General features: G+C 36.8%; 17 protein-coding genes. 8 read left to right on the top strand and 9 right to left on the bottom strand.

Annotated elements, in window-relative coordinates:
* Positions 1-2: 2 nt before the first annotated feature.
* Positions 3-1,271, top strand: coding sequence for a cytochrome-c peroxidase (locus RGQ13_RS13325; protein WP_348390234.1), 1,269 nt, complete (start codon positions 3-5; stop codon positions 1,269-1,271).
* On the top strand, positions 1,264-2,772 hold the full coding sequence (locus tag RGQ13_RS13320) for a parallel beta-helix domain-containing protein (protein ID WP_348390233.1): 1,509 nt from the start codon (positions 1,264-1,266) through the stop codon (positions 2,770-2,772). Before RGQ13_RS13325 ends, RGQ13_RS13320 begins: the two co-directional genes overlap by 8 nt.
* A gap of 199 nt (positions 2,773-2,971) precedes the next feature.
* Here RGQ13_RS13320 and RGQ13_RS13315 read toward each other — a convergent pair whose 3' ends face one another.
* Positions 2,972-3,550 carry a GNAT family N-acetyltransferase gene (locus tag RGQ13_RS13315; protein ID WP_348390232.1) on the bottom strand — a complete coding sequence of 193 codons (579 nt, stop codon included), beginning with the start codon at positions 3,548-3,550 and terminating at the stop codon, positions 2,972-2,974.
* Between the two features lie 121 nt (positions 3,551-3,671).
* On the opposite strand from RGQ13_RS13315, the gene RGQ13_RS13310 reads away from it, so the two are divergent.
* The 3 genes from RGQ13_RS13310 to RGQ13_RS13300 are packed head-to-tail and all read left to right on the top strand — an operon-like array spanning position 3,672 to position 6,225.
* Complete coding sequence (locus tag RGQ13_RS13310) at positions 3,672-4,337, top strand: SDR family oxidoreductase (protein ID WP_348390231.1); 666 nt, start codon at positions 3,672-3,674, stop codon at positions 4,335-4,337.
* A 5-nt stretch (positions 4,338-4,342) separates the two neighbouring features.
* A complete protein-coding gene (locus tag RGQ13_RS13305) occupies positions 4,343-5,857 on the top strand; it encodes an FG-GAP repeat domain-containing protein (protein ID WP_348390230.1) in 1,515 nt (504 codons plus the stop codon).
* 5 nt (positions 5,858-5,862) lie between these two features.
* On the top strand, positions 5,863-6,225 hold the full coding sequence (locus tag RGQ13_RS13300) for an MGMT family protein (protein WP_348390229.1): 363 nt from the start codon (positions 5,863-5,865) through the stop codon (positions 6,223-6,225).
* A 7-nt stretch (positions 6,226-6,232) separates the two neighbouring features.
* Here RGQ13_RS13300 and RGQ13_RS13295 read toward each other — a convergent pair whose 3' ends face one another.
* On the bottom strand, positions 6,233-6,832 hold the full coding sequence (locus tag RGQ13_RS13295; protein WP_348390228.1) for a glutathione S-transferase family protein: 600 nt from the start codon (positions 6,830-6,832) through the stop codon (positions 6,233-6,235).
* A 208-nt stretch (positions 6,833-7,040) separates the two neighbouring features.
* On the opposite strand from RGQ13_RS13295, the gene RGQ13_RS13290 reads away from it, so the two are divergent.
* The gene (locus RGQ13_RS13290) at positions 7,041-7,457 is read left to right on the top strand and encodes a hypothetical protein (protein WP_348390227.1); all 417 of its coding nucleotides are present in this window, start codon (positions 7,041-7,043) and stop codon (positions 7,455-7,457) included.
* Between the two features lie 59 nt (positions 7,458-7,516).
* Here the strand turns inward: RGQ13_RS13290 and RGQ13_RS13285 are convergent, their stop codons facing one another.
* Positions 7,517-7,768 (bottom strand): hypothetical protein, encoded by a 252-nt coding sequence (locus RGQ13_RS13285; protein WP_348390226.1) that lies wholly within the window; start codon positions 7,766-7,768, stop codon positions 7,517-7,519.
* Positions 7,769-7,835: 67 nt separating this feature from the next.
* Here RGQ13_RS13285 and RGQ13_RS13280 point away from each other — a divergent pair, with 67 nt between their 5' ends.
* Positions 7,836-8,630: an alpha/beta fold hydrolase gene (locus RGQ13_RS13280; RefSeq protein ID WP_348390225.1), complete on the top strand. Its 795-nt coding sequence runs from the start codon at positions 7,836-7,838 to the stop codon at positions 8,628-8,630.
* A gap of 8 nt (positions 8,631-8,638) precedes the next feature.
* Here RGQ13_RS13280 and RGQ13_RS13275 read toward each other — a convergent pair whose 3' ends face one another.
* Entirely contained in the window at positions 8,639-9,979 is a 1,341-nt protein-coding gene (locus RGQ13_RS13275) for a glycosyltransferase (RefSeq protein ID WP_348390224.1), read from the bottom strand.
* A 525-nt stretch (positions 9,980-10,504) separates the two neighbouring features.
* Positions 10,505-10,963 carry an Hsp20 family protein gene (locus RGQ13_RS13270; RefSeq protein WP_348390223.1) on the bottom strand — a complete coding sequence of 153 codons (459 nt, stop codon included), beginning with the start codon at positions 10,961-10,963 and terminating at the stop codon, positions 10,505-10,507.
* Positions 10,964-11,231: 268 nt separating this feature from the next.
* Between RGQ13_RS13270 and RGQ13_RS13265 the strand changes: the two genes are divergently transcribed.
* Positions 11,232-11,840 (top strand): DUF924 family protein, encoded by a 609-nt coding sequence (locus RGQ13_RS13265; protein ID WP_348390222.1) that lies wholly within the window; start codon positions 11,232-11,234, stop codon positions 11,838-11,840.
* A 49-nt stretch (positions 11,841-11,889) separates the two neighbouring features.
* Here RGQ13_RS13265 and tpx read toward each other — a convergent pair whose 3' ends face one another.
* The 4 genes from tpx to RGQ13_RS13245 form a co-directional block, all read right to left on the bottom strand.
* On the bottom strand, positions 11,890-12,489 hold the full coding sequence (tpx, locus tag RGQ13_RS13260) for a thiol peroxidase (RefSeq protein WP_348390221.1): 600 nt from the start codon (positions 12,487-12,489) through the stop codon (positions 11,890-11,892).
* 65 nt (positions 12,490-12,554) lie between these two features.
* On the bottom strand, positions 12,555-14,216 hold the full coding sequence (locus RGQ13_RS13255) for an amidohydrolase (RefSeq protein WP_348390220.1): 1,662 nt from the start codon (positions 14,214-14,216) through the stop codon (positions 12,555-12,557).
* Between the two features lie 94 nt (positions 14,217-14,310).
* Positions 14,311-15,525: an ABC transporter permease gene (locus RGQ13_RS13250; protein ID WP_348390219.1), complete on the bottom strand. Its 1,215-nt coding sequence runs from the start codon at positions 15,523-15,525 to the stop codon at positions 14,311-14,313.
* A gap of 11 nt (positions 15,526-15,536) precedes the next feature.
* Positions 15,537-16,847 carry an ABC transporter permease gene (locus RGQ13_RS13245; protein ID WP_348390218.1) on the bottom strand — a complete coding sequence of 437 codons (1,311 nt, stop codon included), beginning with the start codon at positions 16,845-16,847 and terminating at the stop codon, positions 15,537-15,539.

The raw sequence follows: 16,847 nt of genomic DNA, 5'->3' as shown, positions 1-16,847 counted from the left end.
TCATGATAAATTTTAACTCAAACAGTATTGTTGCACTGTTATTATCCGTTATTTTTTCATTTTTATTTAGTGTTAATGCAGCCGCTAATACAAAATTGAATACAGAGCCTAATTCAAAATATCGTGCAGAATTTACTCTAAAGAAAACCTGTCCACCAAGTTTTGAATTGATGGAAGATGGTACTTGTGAACTAAGAAATATGTACCAATTTTATAATTCGGTACAAGGCCGAGGTTTAGGCGGTACACAAACATCTTTGCCAAAACATAGAGATGGTTTTACTCCTGCACAGATTGATTTAGGTCGTTATTTATTTTTTGACCCTGCTCTGTCTAAAGATAACAGCATATCTTGTGCAAGCTGCCATCAGCCAGAAAAAGGCTTTAGCGATGACTTAGACAGAAGCATTGGTATTACTGGTGAAAAAGTTGGTCGAAGTGCACCAACACTTTGGAATGTTGCGTTTTTAGATAAATTTTTCTGGGATGGTCGTGCCGATACATTGGAAGAACAAGCCGTAGGGCCATTGTTCGATGCCAAAGAAATGGGTAATTCACCAGAGCATCTGCTAAAAACACTTAATGCAATTCCGGTGTACCTAGACATGTTTAAAGTCGCTTTTCCAAATAGTGATAAAATATCGATTGCTGATATCAGTGCCTCATTAGCAGCATTTCAAAGTACACTAATATCTTTAAACTCACGTTATGATCAATATGCCCATGGTCATCATGATGCGCTAAATGAAAACGAGATCAAAGGCTTAAATATATTTCGATCTTTTGTCGCACGATGTGCCGAATGTCACCAACCACCATTATTTACCAACAATCAAATTGCTGTAATTGGTACCCCAGACCCAGAAGGTATGCCATTTGATATTGGCGCTGAAAAAACCTTTAACAATAAAAAGAATCGTGGTGGCTTTAAAGTACCAACTCTGCGCAATATTGCAAAAACAGCTCCTTACATGCATTCTGGAGGAATGAAAGATTTGCGTGAAGCAACCGAGTTTTATAATAAAGGCCGAGGCCACGCTATTCCTGAAGGTGAAGACCTTCTTATCCATTGGCATATCTGGGAGCCAGATTTGCAAGATAAAGAACTTGATCTAATTGTTGAGTTCTTACAAACATTAACTGATGAAAGTTTAACACCGAAATTACCAACAAAACTGCCTTCTGGTTTACCGGTAATTGACAGGAAATATGCACAACAAAAACAAAAACAACAAAATAACATTACAGTAAGTGGAGACGAAGATGAGTAAAGGTAAGATTTTAGGTGTCGTGTTAATCGCGGGGGCATTTGCTGTTGGCAATTATTGGGGAGGTTTAAACAGTGCTGCCGTTATAACGTCAAGCAGTGGTGGAGCAAGTTTTAGTGGTGGTTATGATGCTTCTAAAGATGCAGAATTAAACTCTGATCCTGTAGTAATTGAAGAAATGAAAGGCGAAGTTATAGTTGTTAATGATGGTGAATCTATCATGGCAGCGGTTAAAGCGGCTAACCCAGGTGATACTATTCAGGTTATGCCTGGTACTTACCATGAAACTGTATATGTTGATAAAGAAAACATCTCTATTGTTGGTGTTATAAAAGAAGGTGCCCGTGCGACATTAGATGGTAAAGGCATATTAAACGATGCGGTACTTTATTCGGGCAATAATTTTTTAATAGATAATATGAAAATTATTGGTTACAAAGGCAACGGTATTATGGGGCAGGCGGGTAATAATTTTATTATTCGCAATAACTTGATTGTTGATACTGGCGTATATGGTATTTTCCCGCAATTAGGCAAAAATGGTATTGTTCATCACAACATTATTTCCGGTATTGAAGATGCAGCAATATATGTTGGCATGAGTGATAATATTCAAGTGTCATATAACGACGTATTTGAAAGTGTTGCTGGTATTGAAATTGAGAACTCTCGTCATGCCATTGTTGAAAACAACTATGTGCATAACAACACTGGCGGTATTTTAGCGTTCGTAACTCCTGGTCTACCAATCAAAACAACGTACGATGTAATTATTCGTAATAACTTTGTTGTTGATAATAACCATAAAAACTTTGCCATTCCAGGTTCTACAGTTGGAATGATCCCTGCAGGGTCGGGCATCGTTATTTGGGCTGGGGATGAAGTAATTGTTGAAGGTAATATTATAACTAACAATAAAACAGCAGGTATCCTTATTGCTGGTCATAATGACTTTGGTAAAGGTTCAAATGATCCTGAATCTGAGCCTAACTCAGATCGTACTATGATTTTAGATAATTTTATGATGAACAATGGTCATGACACCATTGATGAAGTTAAAGCGTTACTACTTACTGAATTTAAAACTGGTAATGCCGATATTATTAATGCAGGTTCAGGAGTTGATAGTTGTATTATCAATCGCCATCGTTATGTTACCGCTGGTATTAATAGCTGGAAAGAGTGTGATTTTACCAACACCAAAGACATTAAAACTTACTTGCTAGACACGCCAGTTCCTGCGCGTGTTATCGACAAATCAGAACGTGGTAAAATTGCATATTTAGGTGTTTGTACTGGTTGTCATACCTATACGGACAGAATGATTGGTCCTCCAATTAATATTATCCAAGCATTGTATATGGATAACCCAGAAGGTATTGCTGAATATATCGCTAACCCAACTAAGAAACGTGATGACTATCCTGAAATGCCACCACAAGATTACTTAGATGAAGAAACTCGTTTAGCGGTTGCTAAATATATGTTGTCGCGTAAGAATTAGGTATAGCGTCAGGCTACACTAAGAAACAATTAACCACGTCATTGCGGCGAAGGCCGCAACCCCCTTTCGTATATAACGAGTCTATAACGAATCTCTGCCAACAATGAGATATCTACTGGCATTAGAGCAATTAGCTATTTTTTATATCAACATCATGCTTCAGGAGGTTGCGGCCTTCGCCGCAATGACGGTATACTTTTTATAGTTTGGAAATTGCTGCATCACGTATTTCCCCATACACATAAGTATCATGCCATACATCATTTATTCGGTATTCTTGGCGCATTAATCCTTCACGTTGCAATCCTATGGTTTCCATAACCTTCCAACTACCAATATTGCCAGTATTACAAAATGCACAAACTCTGCGCATTCCAATATCATTAAACAAAAACTCTTTAACAGCCATTGCACCTTCACTGGCGTAGCCTTTATTTTGATTGTTAGGGGATATTAAAAAACCGATTTCAGCGTTTAAGCTATGCTCATGAACAAACCTTAAAGAAAAACATCCAATTTTTTGTTTTGTGGATTTATCGACAGCAATAAGCATGGTCCATTCCATATCTTTAGCTTGCCAAGGTAGTAAAATAGATTTAAAAAACTGCTCAGCTTCTTCATCACTAAGTACCTCCTTTACATGTAACATAAGATCTGGATCTTTTTCCAGAGTAATAATAAATTGTCTATCTTCAGCTATCGCAGGCCTAAGTTCTAATCTTTGAGTGAATAGTGTTTTGACTGAATAGTCTGATTTTAACGTTGGTAAATTGCTCATGTTTGTTTTTACCTAAAGTGGATATGTTAATAACTTATTACAAATTAGCTGTGATTTTAAGTTAAAGTTTAGACATACTGTTGTTTATATCAGTACACACAATTTCATTTAAGGGTTGAACATGTCTAAAACAGTGGTAATTACCGGTGCAAACCGCGGCATAGGTTTTGCTTTTGCAAATCTTTATAAATCTCGTGGTGAACATGTTATTGCACTTTGCAGACAGAGTTCCCCTCAGCTTAATAATTTAGGTGTCAGAGTAATAGAAGACGTTGATGTTGCTACAGAGCAAGGTTTAGATAACATGGTTCAAGCATTAGCTAATTTAAGCATCGACATTCTAATTAATAATGCGGGTATTTTACGTGATGAAACTTTATCTGATTTTAATACTCAAACTATAACTGAGCAGTTTTTAGTAAATGCTTTAGCTCCTATTCAAGTGTGCCAAAAGCTGCAAGGTAATTTGCATGCTGCAAGCAAGATTGGTTTAGTCACATCGAGAATGGGATCAATAGCCGACAATACATCCGGTGGTCGCTATGGCTATAGAATGAGTAAAGCAGCACTTAATATTGCTGCAGTATCACTGGCTAAAGACCTAGAAGACAAAGATATAGCGGTTGGAATTTACCATCCTGGCTACGTTCAAACTGATATGGTTAATCACGGTGGTGATATCTCAGCAAGTGAAGCTGCACAACGATTAGTCGGTTTGATTGATAATTTATCGATGGAAAATTCAGGTGTGTTTTATCATTCAAATGGTGACGTTTTACCATGGTAATTACAATGACAAACAAAAGTTTTCACAGCTATATATTAAGTATTCTAGCTTTAACTAGTATGGCATTTGCATCAACGGCATCTGCTAGAGATTTTTATGATTTTTCGCATTTTCAATTAACTGCGCCATTTAACATAAGCCAAGAGCCTATTCGTGCCAATTTGTTAGCAAACGCTGGTAAAGAGATTATTTTAATTGGTGAAAAGGATAGTACCCCGCAGCTAGCGTTGTTTGCGTTTGATGATAAGGAACAGCAATATAAACTCGCGTTAAATGTTGAGTTATCAAATTCTTATTTTAGTTTTGATGTCAGTGATGAAAACACTGTAGGAGAGCAATCTCTATATTTCCTTGCCAGTGATAAAGTTGTTCTATTTGATCCTAGTCTTAAACAACCTTTTATTGATTTAGTTAATGTCAGCTCTATTTACGTTAATCAAAATGCTGATTATTTAAAACAAGCTAACTTTGTAACTGATTTAAATAATGATGGCTTAAGTGATGTGATCTTATCTGATTTTCGCAACTTAAATATTTATTTAAACCAAGGTAATGATAGCTTTATTAAACAAAATTTACCTATTAATCCAACCGTTGAAATATTTGATGGCAGCGTAAGCTATACCGAAAAACCATATTATTTAATTGATACTAATTTTGATCAACATAAAGACATTGTCATTGCTGGCAATGGCGAGTTGTTAACGTTTACTCAAAATAACTTGGGTCAGTTTGTAACTGAGCCGACATCAATTTCGGTTAACGAAAATATCACCTCGACTAATTGGTGGGATTCAAGAGGCGCTGATGGTAAAAATTTAGATCAAAGTGACTTCGCTCACCGCTCGGTTGATACGCTTAAAGACATTAATAATGATGCAATCCCGGATCTTATTGTCCGCTTTACCCAAAGCTCTGGAGTATTAGATAAGAGCAATGATTATGAAGTATATCTCGGGAGAGATGATTCTGGAAAATTAACTTATTTAAGTAAGGCTGATACTTCGATTAAATCTGAAGGTACGTTAGCGCAGTTAGATTTTGTCGATTTGAATAACGATGATCGTCATGAAGTGATGGCATCATCATTTGATATATCTGTTTCACAAATTATCGGTGCTTTGCTTACCGGCAGTGTTGATCAAGATGTTCTTATTTTTGCACTTGATTCTAAACAACGTTATCAGCAACGCATTAGTGAACAAGTTCAGATGAAATTTAGTCTGTCTTCAGGGAAAAGCGGTGCTCCGGTTATTAAATTAGCCGACCTTGATGGTGATGGCGCGAAAGAGCTGATTTTATCTGAAGATGAAAATCAGCTGAAAATATTCCCTGGCTTGAAAAAAGGCAATATCTTAAATAAACACTCACAAATACTAGATATTCGCTTACCTAACAACGGTGCATTAATAACCAGTGATGACTTAAATTTAGATGGTAAGGCTGAGTTAATAGTACGCTACGCTAGTGAAGATGGTGCAGATAAGCAAAACCGTTTATTAATATTAGAAGTAAAGTAGGATTCGTGTCTTTAGAGTCAACAAAACCAGTTAATATTAACTATCAAAAAATCTGGCAAACAGTGCTTTGTATTCCTAAAGGTAGGGTTGCCAGTTATGGTCAAATTGCTGACTTAGCTGGCTTGCCTGGTAAAGCTAGGTTAGTAGGGAGAGCATTAGGCTTTGCGCCAAAAAAATTAAATGTACCTTGGCAGCGGGTGATCAATTCTCAAGGTAAAATTTCATTCCCTATCGGCAGTGAATATTTCGATAAACAAAAAGGTTTACTGCAATCTGAAGAAATAGTTGTATTAAATGGTCGAATAAAGCTTAAAGAATTCCAATGGCAGCCCGATTTAACCGAGCTGCTGTTTACTCTGCAATACTAAGCCTAACTTAATTATGCATTGGACGGTAACCGGGTTGTTGTCCAATCCTTGTTAGCCAATGCTTAATATTTGGGTATGAAGACAAATCAAACCCACCTTCATTTGCAACATGGGTATATGCGTATAACGAAATGTCAGCAATCGAATAGGTATCATTAACGAAAAATAAATTTGTCGATAAATGCTGTTCCATAATATCTAATGCTTTGTAGCCACCAACCTGCTTTTGTTTATATTCCAATAGCCTTTCTTCTGGTAAGCCTAAATATTTTTCAATAAATCGAGCTACGGCTACATAAGGCTCATGCGAGTACTGTTCAAAGAATTGCCATTGCAGTACTTTCGCTCTATTTAAAGGATCTGTTGGCAATAGTGTGGAGTTATCAGCAAGGTAATTCAAAATGGCATTAGACTCAGTTAAAACCTCTGCTGATGATAATTCAATAATGGGGATTTTGCCGTTAGGATTTTTTGATAAAAACTCTTCACTTTGTGTTTCTTTATTTAAAATGTTTAGTTCTATCCAAGTATATTCGATGCCTAAATTGGCACAGGCTAATTGTAGTTTGTAACAATTTCCCGATTTACTGTCGCCATAAATATTCATTATATTCCTCAATAAATTCTCTAGATAATTAATCTACTAATAAAAGCCCGCAAAGACAATTACTTGTTTACTAAAGAATTTGTACTAGTGTTTAAGGTTCAGATTGTTATTTTCGAATAGTAATCATGCACAAGGTGGTAACAAGGTAGTAGGGAATGTTCTTGTGTTTTCGAGCAATGGAACAAACAAAATGTATAAAAAAATAGTAATGAGCGTATTAACAGCATCATTTTTAATGGCAAGCAATATTAGCATTGCTGAAGACGGTAAACGCTATGATAAAAGCGTTACTTGGAAAAACGTGGTAAAAATTAATTTTAAGCCTGGAAAGCGCGATGAAGCATTAAAAATTATTAGTGATTATTATCGTCCAGCAACAGTAAAAGCCAAAACTCCAGCACCGGAAGTGATTATGGAATTACAAACAGGTGATTATGACCTTCTCGTTGTATGGCATATGGAAGGCGGAGTAAATGACTTAACTTGGGAGAAAGGACCTAATGGTAAAAAATGGCGTGCAGCGTTAAATGAAATAGCGGGCGGCGAAGAAAAAGCCCAAGAAATTCTCGACCAATATGTTAACTATATTGACAATGCAGAGAATAATATTGCTTTAGTTAGGTAACAACTTTGAAATGAATTCGCAGTGTGAGATTACTGCGAATTCGTTAATTTAGAACTGTCTTACTTACAATAAGCTTTATTTCCAATTATTTTAAAGGCTGGCGTGCCATTAACTAAGGTATCTCTAGCAAATATTGTTTCGCAATTAGGGCACATACAAGGAGTAATGGTAAAATCCTCAACAATCCTCTCTTTAAAACACTTAAGCAATGATCCTTTGCCTCCTTTTTTATATTTGAAGAGTTTATATTTACAATTATTACAGTAAATATAGACACTTTTAGTCGGTAGCTTTTTGTTCGGTTTTGCCATTAATTCAATATAGAAATAAAAAAATTTCACTTATAATAAACGCTATTAAGGTGAATTGGTAATTGTTGTGGTGAATGTAGAAAAGCAAAATTCAGGTGTATTTGTTAAAGGCAATCCAAATGGTGGCGCGGTCGTTATGCTGCACAGCTCATTAAGTAGCAGTAGTCAATGGCGTACACTTGAAACGAAGCTTGCCGATGAATTTTTAACTATCAATATCGACCTCCTAGGTTATGGTAGTGCGCCACAAGTTGAAAACCCTGAAAGCTATTCGTTAAACACTGAATATAAGCGAATTATGAATGTGATTGCTAATGTTATAGCTGACAGGCCGTTTCATTTGGTTGGTCATTCGTTAGGTGGCGCCAATGCACTAAAGATAGCAGTGCAAAATCCTAATAGATTATTAAGTTTAAACATGTATGAGCCGGTGGCGTTTCATTTACTTGAACAGGGTACTATAGCTCGAGAGGAGGTTGATGATTTTGCAAAAGTTGTAGCTTCCTCATCAGATGAACAGGCTGCTAGATATTTCACCGACACATGGAATCGAAAAGGTTTTTTTGATAATTTACCTGTAAAAATTCGACAACTTATGATGAGTGATATCAATAAAGTTAATTTAGACTTTATTGGCTTAATCTCTGAAAAATACACTTTAGATGTATGTGCTAAGATCTCATGTCCTGTGCTGTTAATGCATGGCTCTCATAGCCCACAAATTAGTGGCGAAGTGATCAAGCGCTTATTAAGCGTATTACCTAATGTTACCGAATGTGAAATACTAGCAGGGCATATGGCTCCTATAAGCCATGCTGAGGAAGTCGCTGATATTATATTTAATACCTTAACTATTAAATAAGGTATTAACTATAAGCCTATTCTTACCCATTTTTGCCACTGTAGGTTCTCTTTTTTGTACAAGCGCTTCAAGCTTCTATACAGCGCTTGAAACTCAACTATATCTACAGTTAAAAACATTAGCCAAGCAACAGGAGCAATGACAAATAAGTTTTTATGAAAGTGTCTTTTTGAATCAAAACAGATTTGTATCATTATAATTGTTGCCATTACTGTTATCAGAACCACTAAAGGCAGGTAATCGTTACAAACAAAGGTATAAGTGAAAAATACAGCAAGTACGAGCACTTCAATGAGGAGTATAAACTCAGCATAAACAGCAATAGGTAAAAGCAGCCAAGTTAAGTATTTATTGTGTTGTTTGTTCTTGCTGAAGAAAATGTTTTGAAATTTGATGAACGTTTGAAAGCGGCCAAACTTCCAACGCAGTCTTTGATCAAACAAACAGCGCCAATTAGATGGCCCTTCGGTAAAGGTAACCGCGTCAGCCGCATACCTAGTTTTATAACCCGCCGCCAAAATACGAGTAGACATTTCAATATCTTCGGTGACGATATCAGTACAAAAATCACCCACTTCTATTAATACATTTCGGCGATAGGCCGCTGCGGCTCCGCCAATAATAAATACAGAGTTAAATACTGAATCAGCACGCCTTAAGAAAAATCCACATAAGTATTCTAGCTGTTGAATCACTTCGATAGTTTTAGATTTATTACCAACAATAACATTTCCGGCAACAGCACCAATTGTTTCGCAATTAAAGCGTTTAACAGTATTCGTTATAGCGTTTTTATCCATCAAACAGTCACCATCAATAGTCATTACGATGTCATTACTTGCTAACTTTAACGCTTTGTTTAATGCTTTAGCTTTGCCGCCATTGTTTAATTTAAGGTATTTGATTTCGGCATTATAATCACTCTTTTCATTTTCTATAAACTCATTAACAAGATCATGAGTATTATCTGTAGAGCCGTCATTAACTATTACTATTTCTAAGTATTCATAGTGAGTATTAAGTACAGATTTTAACGTTTTAATAATTCCCACTTCTTCATTATATGCTGGAATTATTACTGAAACTGACAGTGTAGAAGTGCTTTTAAGTTGTTTGTTTGTCTGCGGGAATTTTTCTTTTACGCTATAAAACGGCAATGCTATTAACTGGATAATGTATTTACTTAATACTGGTAATAACAAGATACAAACAAACGTTCGGGCAAGAGCTAAATTTTCATTCTCAGTGCTAGTACTTGTTGCAGCTAAATAAAAAGCAGCGATAGTAATAGCGTAAAAAAAACTTAGCAGGAGCACATGGTGTTTGCTCTGTGTATGACAATTATTCATAAATTCTCTGTAATACTCAACCAGGACTGCAACCGTTAAAAAAATGTTAAATTGCCGTTACGTTGCGGCAGTATGCCAGTTTTTTACAGTAAGTAAATAACTAATTTAACTGGTAAGAGTACCGACAAGTCGCGTTGTTACTGAGTTTGTTGGAGATAAGTACAATTAAGTGTGTGGGGTTATATATTAAGTACACCTATGGTGGGTTAAGAAATTAAGGCGTCAAATTTTGGTGTCACTGTTAGATTGTCATTCCTTTCTCGCCATCCCTGAATTGAGCCAATCTTTTAACATCCATGTTAGGTTGGCATTCCTTCATCCCTGAATTGAGCCAACCTTTTAACATCCATGTTAGGTTGGCATTCCTTCATCCCTGAAGTAAACCCACTCAAAATGCTATCCATGCCTGCCGTGGATAAGTATATCCATATACAAAAAAGCCCAGCATTAGCTGGGCAAAAGGTATAGGGAGATAAAATGCCAACATGTAGTATGTTGGGCTTTATTGCGCGAGCAAATCAGACCTTAGTTAGCATTTCCTTCTAGTACGCTTTTACCATTAATAGCAATTTTACGAGGCTTTAATGCTTCAGGAATTTCTCTTACTAAGTCTATGTGTAATAAACCATTTTCCATATGAGCTGAAATAACTTTTACATGATCAGCTATTTGGAACTTTCTTTCAAAGTTGCGTTCGGCAATACCTTGATAGAGGAATTTTTTGGTCGCATCTTCTTCATTAGGAACTTTGGTTCCGGTAACAATTAATGCATTGGCTTTCGATTCAATATCGAGTTCGCTTTCAACAAAACCAGCCACTGCCATGGTAATTCGATATTTATCGTCGGCAATAGATTCAATGTTGTAAGGAGGGTAAGCAGGTTGTTTTTCTGCTTTAGTGGCTTTGTCCATCATTGACGCTAAGTGCTCGGCACCAATAAGTGAACGGTAAAGTGGGCTGAAATCTTTTGTAATTGTACGCATAGTCATATCCTATTATTTAGCAATATGTTGATTATTAAATCTCTGCGATCTATATAAAATAGTGATTTAATAAATATAAAGTGCCTTTCATTAAGAACAGGCGGTTAATTTTACCAATTGAATAATTATCAACTTGGCTGTTGTAGTTCCTTTATGGCGACTACAATAAAGAGATGCGGACAGATGTTTTATTTTCAAGGAAAAATCAAAATAAATTTGCAATTAATTTACAATGTTTCATTAAGGTTATGAAAAATAAGGAAATAAAATGAGTGGTAATATTAATAAAGTTATCGACTTTTGGTTTGGAAAAATTAATGACCAACTTTCACCTACTGAAAAAAATAAACTTTGGTATCAGTCAACGCCCGAAGACGATGAAAATATAAAAAAACAATTTGAGCATTTATATGAGCAAGCTTTTCATGGCTTGTTAGCTAATTGGCTCGAGTCGGCAAAAGGCACAATGGCATTAATTATTTTACTCGACCAAATGCCCAGAAATATGTATCGAGGTACTGATAGAGCATTTCTAAGTGATCATTTAGCCTTAGATTACTGTTTGAAAGGGTTATCGAAAGGTTATGATAAGCAATTACAGTTAGTTGAAAGAGCGTTCTTTTATCATCCATTAGAGCATGCTGAAAATTTAAAAATGCAGCAAGTCTGTGTTGTTGAATTTCAGCGTTTACAGCAAGTGTATCAAGGCACAGCACAGCAAGAGTTTATTCGCGGTTCATTAAACTATGCTAAGCAGCATCTTGAAATTATTGAGGAATTTGGTCGTTTTCCGTATAGGAATAAAATTTTAGGACGAGAGTCTACTCCTGAAGAGCTAGAGTTTTTAAAGCAGGGGATCAATTTTGGCCAGAAGTAATAACGCGCCTAACATCATAGGCGCGTATTAAAATGACTGTAAAATCAGCTTATTTAGTTAATAAGCTATTTGCTTCTTTAACTGCATTTAATGCTGCATCATAATCTGGGTGAGTAGAAATATCTGCAACCAACTCTTTGTAAGCAATCTTTCCTTTATTATCTATTACAAAAATAGCCCTGCTTAGTAAACCCATATCTTTGATCATTAGGCCATATTTAGCGCCAAAATCACGCCACACCGAGTCTGATAATACCTTTAAGCTTTCTACGCCTTCAGTTGAACAAAAGCGCTTTTGCGCGAATGGTAAATCATTACTGATTGTTAAAATAGCAACATCTTCAGGTAAGTTTGCGACTTCTTCATTAAAGCGTTTTGTTTGTAATGAACAAACGCCAGTATCAAGGCTTGGTACAACTGAAATTAGCACTGTTTTATTGGCAAAGTCATTCAATGTTATAGGAGAGAAACGATCGTTAACTACCTTAAAGTTTGGCGCTTGTTCACCAACGTATACTTGTTTGCCTATTAAAGTAATAGGTTTTCCGCCGGCAACCACTAAACCAACCGTTTCGTTTACTACTGGCTCAGCAGCTAGTACCGAGCAAGAAAAAGCGGTAGCCAAACATAGAGTCATTATTTTTTTCATAGTCATTCTTTTATTCATTCTTAAATTAAAGGTTAATTTTAACGCTTATTTGTCATAGGTAGAAGTTAAAACTTAACTTCTTTGCCATTAACCCAAGTATTAAGGACCTTGGTTTTCCAGATGTCTTTCGCATCAATGTTAAAAATATTTTGATCAATCAAAATAAAGTCAGCTTTTTTATTAGCTTCAATTGAACCTATGACATTTTCTTGGTGGCCAGAATAGGCTGCATCGATAGTAAACGATTTAAATGCTTCACTTACCGTCATCCCTTCATTGCCGTACCACCCGTCGCTTGGTTGATTATTTCTGTCTTGTCGAGTAACAGAGGCATGTAAACCGTAAAATGGGTTCGGGTACTCAACTGGAAAATCAGAGCCAGCTGCGATAATGGCTTTTGCTTTAATTAATGAACGCCACGCATAAGCCCCTTTGATTCGCTCACTACCTAGTCTATCTTCAGCCATGTTTTTATCGCTGGTAGCATGGGTTGCTTGCATAGATGCAATAATGCCTATTTCGGCAAATCTTGGAATATCTGTTAGCTGTAATACTTGCGCATGCTCAACTCGGTGCCGTAAATGTTTAGTATTTGTTTGTTTAATTAATTGCTCATAATTATCAATCACTAACTTATTGGCATTATCCCCAATGGCATGAGTATTTACTTGAAAACCTGCCTGCATTGATTGTTTCATCAACTTTGTCAGATCGCTTTCGCTATGTAACAGCAAACCACGGTGATGAGGCATATCTGAATAATCATTAATCAAAGCTGCACCGCGACTTCCTAGTGCTCCGTCAGCAGAAATTTTTACTGAATTTATGGTTAGCTTTTGATCTTCACTGGCGAAAGGACCGTTTGCAAAGTGTTGAGTTATATTTTTATCGTCAGCATAAATCATTGCATTTATGCGGATGGTCATTTCATCGTTTTTACTTAGTTGCTTAAATGCGTCAATGTTGTCAGAGTCGATGCCAGCATCATGCACACTGGTTAAGCCTACTTGTGCTAATGACTTCATTGCTAACTTTAATGATGCCTGAGTTTGCTCAGAGGTCAGGGCAGGAATTTTAGCAAAGATCAAATTCATCGCATTATCGACCAATACTCCGGTAGGGTTGCCGCTAGCATCACGAATGATTTGACCGCCATCGACTTCTTTAGTGTCTTTAGTAATTCCTGCGATCTCTAAGGCTTTACTATTTACCCACACTGCATGACCATCAATTCTATTGAGGGCCACTGGAACGTCTTTAAAATGAGCATCTAAACTTGCGGTATTTGGGAAACTGTTATTTTTCCATTGAACTTGGTTCCAACCACGGCCTTTGATCCAACCTTTTTGTGGGTTGTTTTTTACAAAGTTTGCAACTTGTTTCGCAGCATCTTGTTCAGATGAAGTATCATAAAGTTCTGCACTTTGCAGGCTCATACCGTAACTTAATACATGACCGTGGGCATCAATTAAGCCGGGTAAGAGTGTTTTGCCTTTACCGTCTATGCGTTCAATATTTTTCGAAGTAGGAATAGTATCGCTATTAAAAAATACTTTATCAATTTTATCATCAGTAAACTGTACCGCTTTAAATTTCTGTAACTGCTGGCCATTATGGCTGTAGCCTTGTACATTCTCGATGATGGTCGTAGCTGCAAAAGTAGTTGTAGATAAAGCGCAGGTGAATAAGGTACTAGTGATAATTGATGTTTTAAAGATATTTTTCATAACTGTTCTTTTTTATTTATTGTGCCAATATCTTATCAGTATTGGCACAATATAAAAGGGTAATTAATATCCTTATTTATTTCTTTATACTTTTCTATGCAGTTCGCGTTGCTGTAGCAGGTGATATCATTGCAGCTTTTCTTGCCGGATAAAGCACAGCTATTTGACCAACAATATAAAGTGCTACTACACCAAATAGAATTAAATTTATATTGATTGGTGATAAAGAAAAGGTACTCACTAACCAAATATTTAAACCAATAGCACCGGCAACACCTAAAATAATACCAAAGCTAGAGATCATTAAGTTTTCAATCATAAAGAAGCTCATGATCTGCCATTGAGTTGCTCCTAAAGCTCTGCGCGTGCCTATTTGCTTGGTTCTACGGTTAATGCTAAACATAGCAAGCCCGACAATGCCAAAGCCAGTGATCAGTGTTAATACAATAATTACTGATGACAGTATCTTATTTACCGCATTATGGCCGCGATAGCTTCGTTCACGGGTTTCATCCATGGTTGTTATTCGGCGAATAATCCGCCCTTTATTACTTTCACTTAATGCCTTTTCAATAATAGGCATTAGTTCATCTCTTCTACCTGGCTCAGTGCGGATCATAAAACGACTACCACTAGATTCCATTTTATAAGGCACTAACATACTACGCTCAACTCCATCCCAGCCATTCCACGGCGCTTGCAATGACTTTATAATGCCTGTAATTTGCATTGGTTCATTGTTATTAATATAGGCTGTTTTGCCAATTGCTGACTGCCAATCATCTGGAAATAATGCTTGTGCCATAGCTTGGCTGATTATAGTTTTTGCCGGCCAGCTAGTTTTACCACTTGGTCGCCATTCGATGTCGGTAGGTGAAAAGTTTTCACCAGCAATCAATTCTAAACCAAGGGTGTTGATTGCATGGTCATCAACCATGTAAACGGCAACACCCGTACTGCTGGTATCAACACCAGGCTCTGTTTTTAATCCCATAGACCAACCGCCACCACTAATAGGTATTGCATTTATTTGAATGGCATCAACCACGCCATCGGTTTGTCTTAAAAGAGCTAAATCATCTTCAAGGTTCACTTGCTGGTTATATTCTTGAGCAAATATCGTGTTGCGCAGATGAAACAGGTTTGCTTCATCTAAACCGCTTGGACGTTGCATTTGTGTGCTGCGTTCTTGCATCATAAATATTGCATTTACCATGATGGTTAGGGTTAATGCTATTTGTAAGCTTATTAATAATGCGCCAACTTTATTGCGCAATAGAGCACGAAAAATCAATCCTAATTCTTGCATAATATTATCCTTTATTGGCTTTTTAATTGTTGTGACGGCTGTACATTACATGCTCGCCAAGTTGGATAAAGACCGGCTAAAATGCTGGTGATAATTGCTAAGGCTATTGCGCTAACGATCATTGTAGTATCTAAGCCTGTTAACCCCTTAAGCATATCGCCATACAAAACTTCAATGCCTTGTAAACCTAACCATGCAAAACCTAAACCGAGCAACCCACCGGCGATGCCGATGCAACCAGATTCAATAATATACTGAGCAAACAGCGTACGGCGACTTGCGCCAAGGGCCTGTCTAAGACCAATTTCAGGTGCTTTACCTAAAAACTTAGCCAACAGTAAGCCAACGGTATTAAGTAAACAAACCACTAAGAACATAAATGACATTGTCATCATCATTACTGCATCGTCAGAAACTATCTGCTGTTGCTCTAGCCATTCCATAACATTGTTTAAGCGGTTGTTCAGTGGACGTTCAAAGCGACCAAGGGCTTTTTGCTCTTCTACATAGGCACTTAAAAAACTAAAATATTCTTCTTTGGCTTGCTCATTAGGCAGCTCTACCCAAAACTGAAGCCAAACACATTCTGAATTTAAAAATGCTTGAAAACCATCTCCGGGTGGTTTCCAGCAGTTTGTATTACCACTACGATTCACTTTTTCTTCAGCAATCAACGAGAAGGGCACAAATATTTCTTCTGAGTCTTCAAAAGCACCGGTTGATATATCGTAAAATCTTGGGGTAGGGTTCCAATAATCAATAACACCAACTACTTTAAAATAATTGCCACCGATTTTTATCGATTTACCAACGGAGTTTTCACCACCAAACACATGTTGATTAATCTCATTACTTAATACCACGACTTGTTCTTTATTCGCATCGGCACTTTCATCCCAGCCACTGCCATAAATAAATGGTAAATCGAACATAGTAAAAAAATCGGCTGAGTTGGCACGGGCTGAAACCATAAAGGGTAAAGCGCCATCACCATCTGGCTCGATAACCGAGTTAGCTTGTGCTTGTATATTTTGACGGAATGCTTTTTTAGCACTCATTAAGTAAGTTGCATCTCGGTAAGTGAGTTGCTCTGGTGATGAACCATCATCATTGAAAGGCTCATTCACATCCCAACTATCAAGCTGCACATTGTAAAGTACCTTACTTTTATGCGGAATTGGATTGGCCGACATCAAATAGTTTACGGTTACCGTGGTCATTGATGCGCCGATCCCTAGTCCAATGGCGGTAACCATAACCAAACTTAAGCCCCAATGTTTTATAATGCTTATCCAAGCAAGACGAAGATAATAACTAAACAT

This window comes from Thalassotalea psychrophila (genome assembly GCF_031583595.1).
GTDB classification, from domain to species: Bacteria; Pseudomonadota; Gammaproteobacteria; order Enterobacterales; family Alteromonadaceae; genus Thalassotalea_A; species Thalassotalea_A psychrophila.
The sequence above is the reverse complement of the archived record's forward strand: the minus strand, read 5'-3'. Positions and strand labels throughout refer to the sequence as shown.

What these genes read in the sequence shown, in the direction of transcription:
- RGQ13_RS13295 (WP_348390228.1), bottom strand. Translation starts at nt 6,832, where the DNA reads ATGAATATTTATGGCGACAGTAAATCGGGAAATTGTTACAAACTACAA.
- RGQ13_RS13265 (WP_348390222.1), top strand. Translation starts at nt 11,232, where the DNA reads ATGAGTGGTAATATTAATAAAGTTATCGACTTTTGGTTTGGAAAAATT.
- RGQ13_RS13325 (WP_348390234.1), top strand. Translation starts at nt 3, where the DNA reads ATGATAAATTTTAACTCAAACAGTATTGTTGCACTGTTATTATCCGTT.
- RGQ13_RS13270 (WP_348390223.1), bottom strand. Translation starts at nt 10,963, where the DNA reads ATGCGTACAATTACAAAAGATTTCAGCCCACTTTACCGTTCACTTATT.
- RGQ13_RS13320 (WP_348390233.1), top strand. Translation starts at nt 1,264, where the DNA reads ATGAGTAAAGGTAAGATTTTAGGTGTCGTGTTAATCGCGGGGGCATTT.
- RGQ13_RS13275 (WP_348390224.1), bottom strand. Translation starts at nt 9,979, where the DNA reads ATGAATAATTGTCATACACAGAGCAAACACCATGTGCTCCTGCTAAGT.
- RGQ13_RS13315 (WP_348390232.1), bottom strand. Translation starts at nt 3,550, where the DNA reads ATGAGCAATTTACCAACGTTAAAATCAGACTATTCAGTCAAAACACTA.
- RGQ13_RS13285 (WP_348390226.1), bottom strand. Translation starts at nt 7,768, where the DNA reads ATGGCAAAACCGAACAAAAAGCTACCGACTAAAAGTGTCTATATTTAC.
- RGQ13_RS13305 (WP_348390230.1), top strand. Translation starts at nt 4,343, where the DNA reads ATGACAAACAAAAGTTTTCACAGCTATATATTAAGTATTCTAGCTTTA.
- RGQ13_RS13250 (WP_348390219.1), bottom strand. Translation starts at nt 15,525, where the DNA reads ATGCAAGAATTAGGATTGATTTTTCGTGCTCTATTGCGCAATAAAGTT.
- RGQ13_RS13255 (WP_348390220.1), bottom strand. Translation starts at nt 14,216, where the DNA reads ATGAAAAATATCTTTAAAACATCAATTATCACTAGTACCTTATTCACC.
- RGQ13_RS13245 (WP_348390218.1), bottom strand. Translation starts at nt 16,847, where the DNA reads ATGTTTAGTTATTATCTTCGTCTTGCTTGGATAAGCATTATAAAACAT.
- RGQ13_RS13290 (WP_348390227.1), top strand. Translation starts at nt 7,041, where the DNA reads ATGAGCGTATTAACAGCATCATTTTTAATGGCAAGCAATATTAGCATT.
- tpx (WP_348390221.1), bottom strand. Translation starts at nt 12,489, where the DNA reads ATGAAAAAAATAATGACTCTATGTTTGGCTACCGCTTTTTCTTGCTCG.
- RGQ13_RS13310 (WP_348390231.1), top strand. Translation starts at nt 3,672, where the DNA reads ATGTCTAAAACAGTGGTAATTACCGGTGCAAACCGCGGCATAGGTTTT.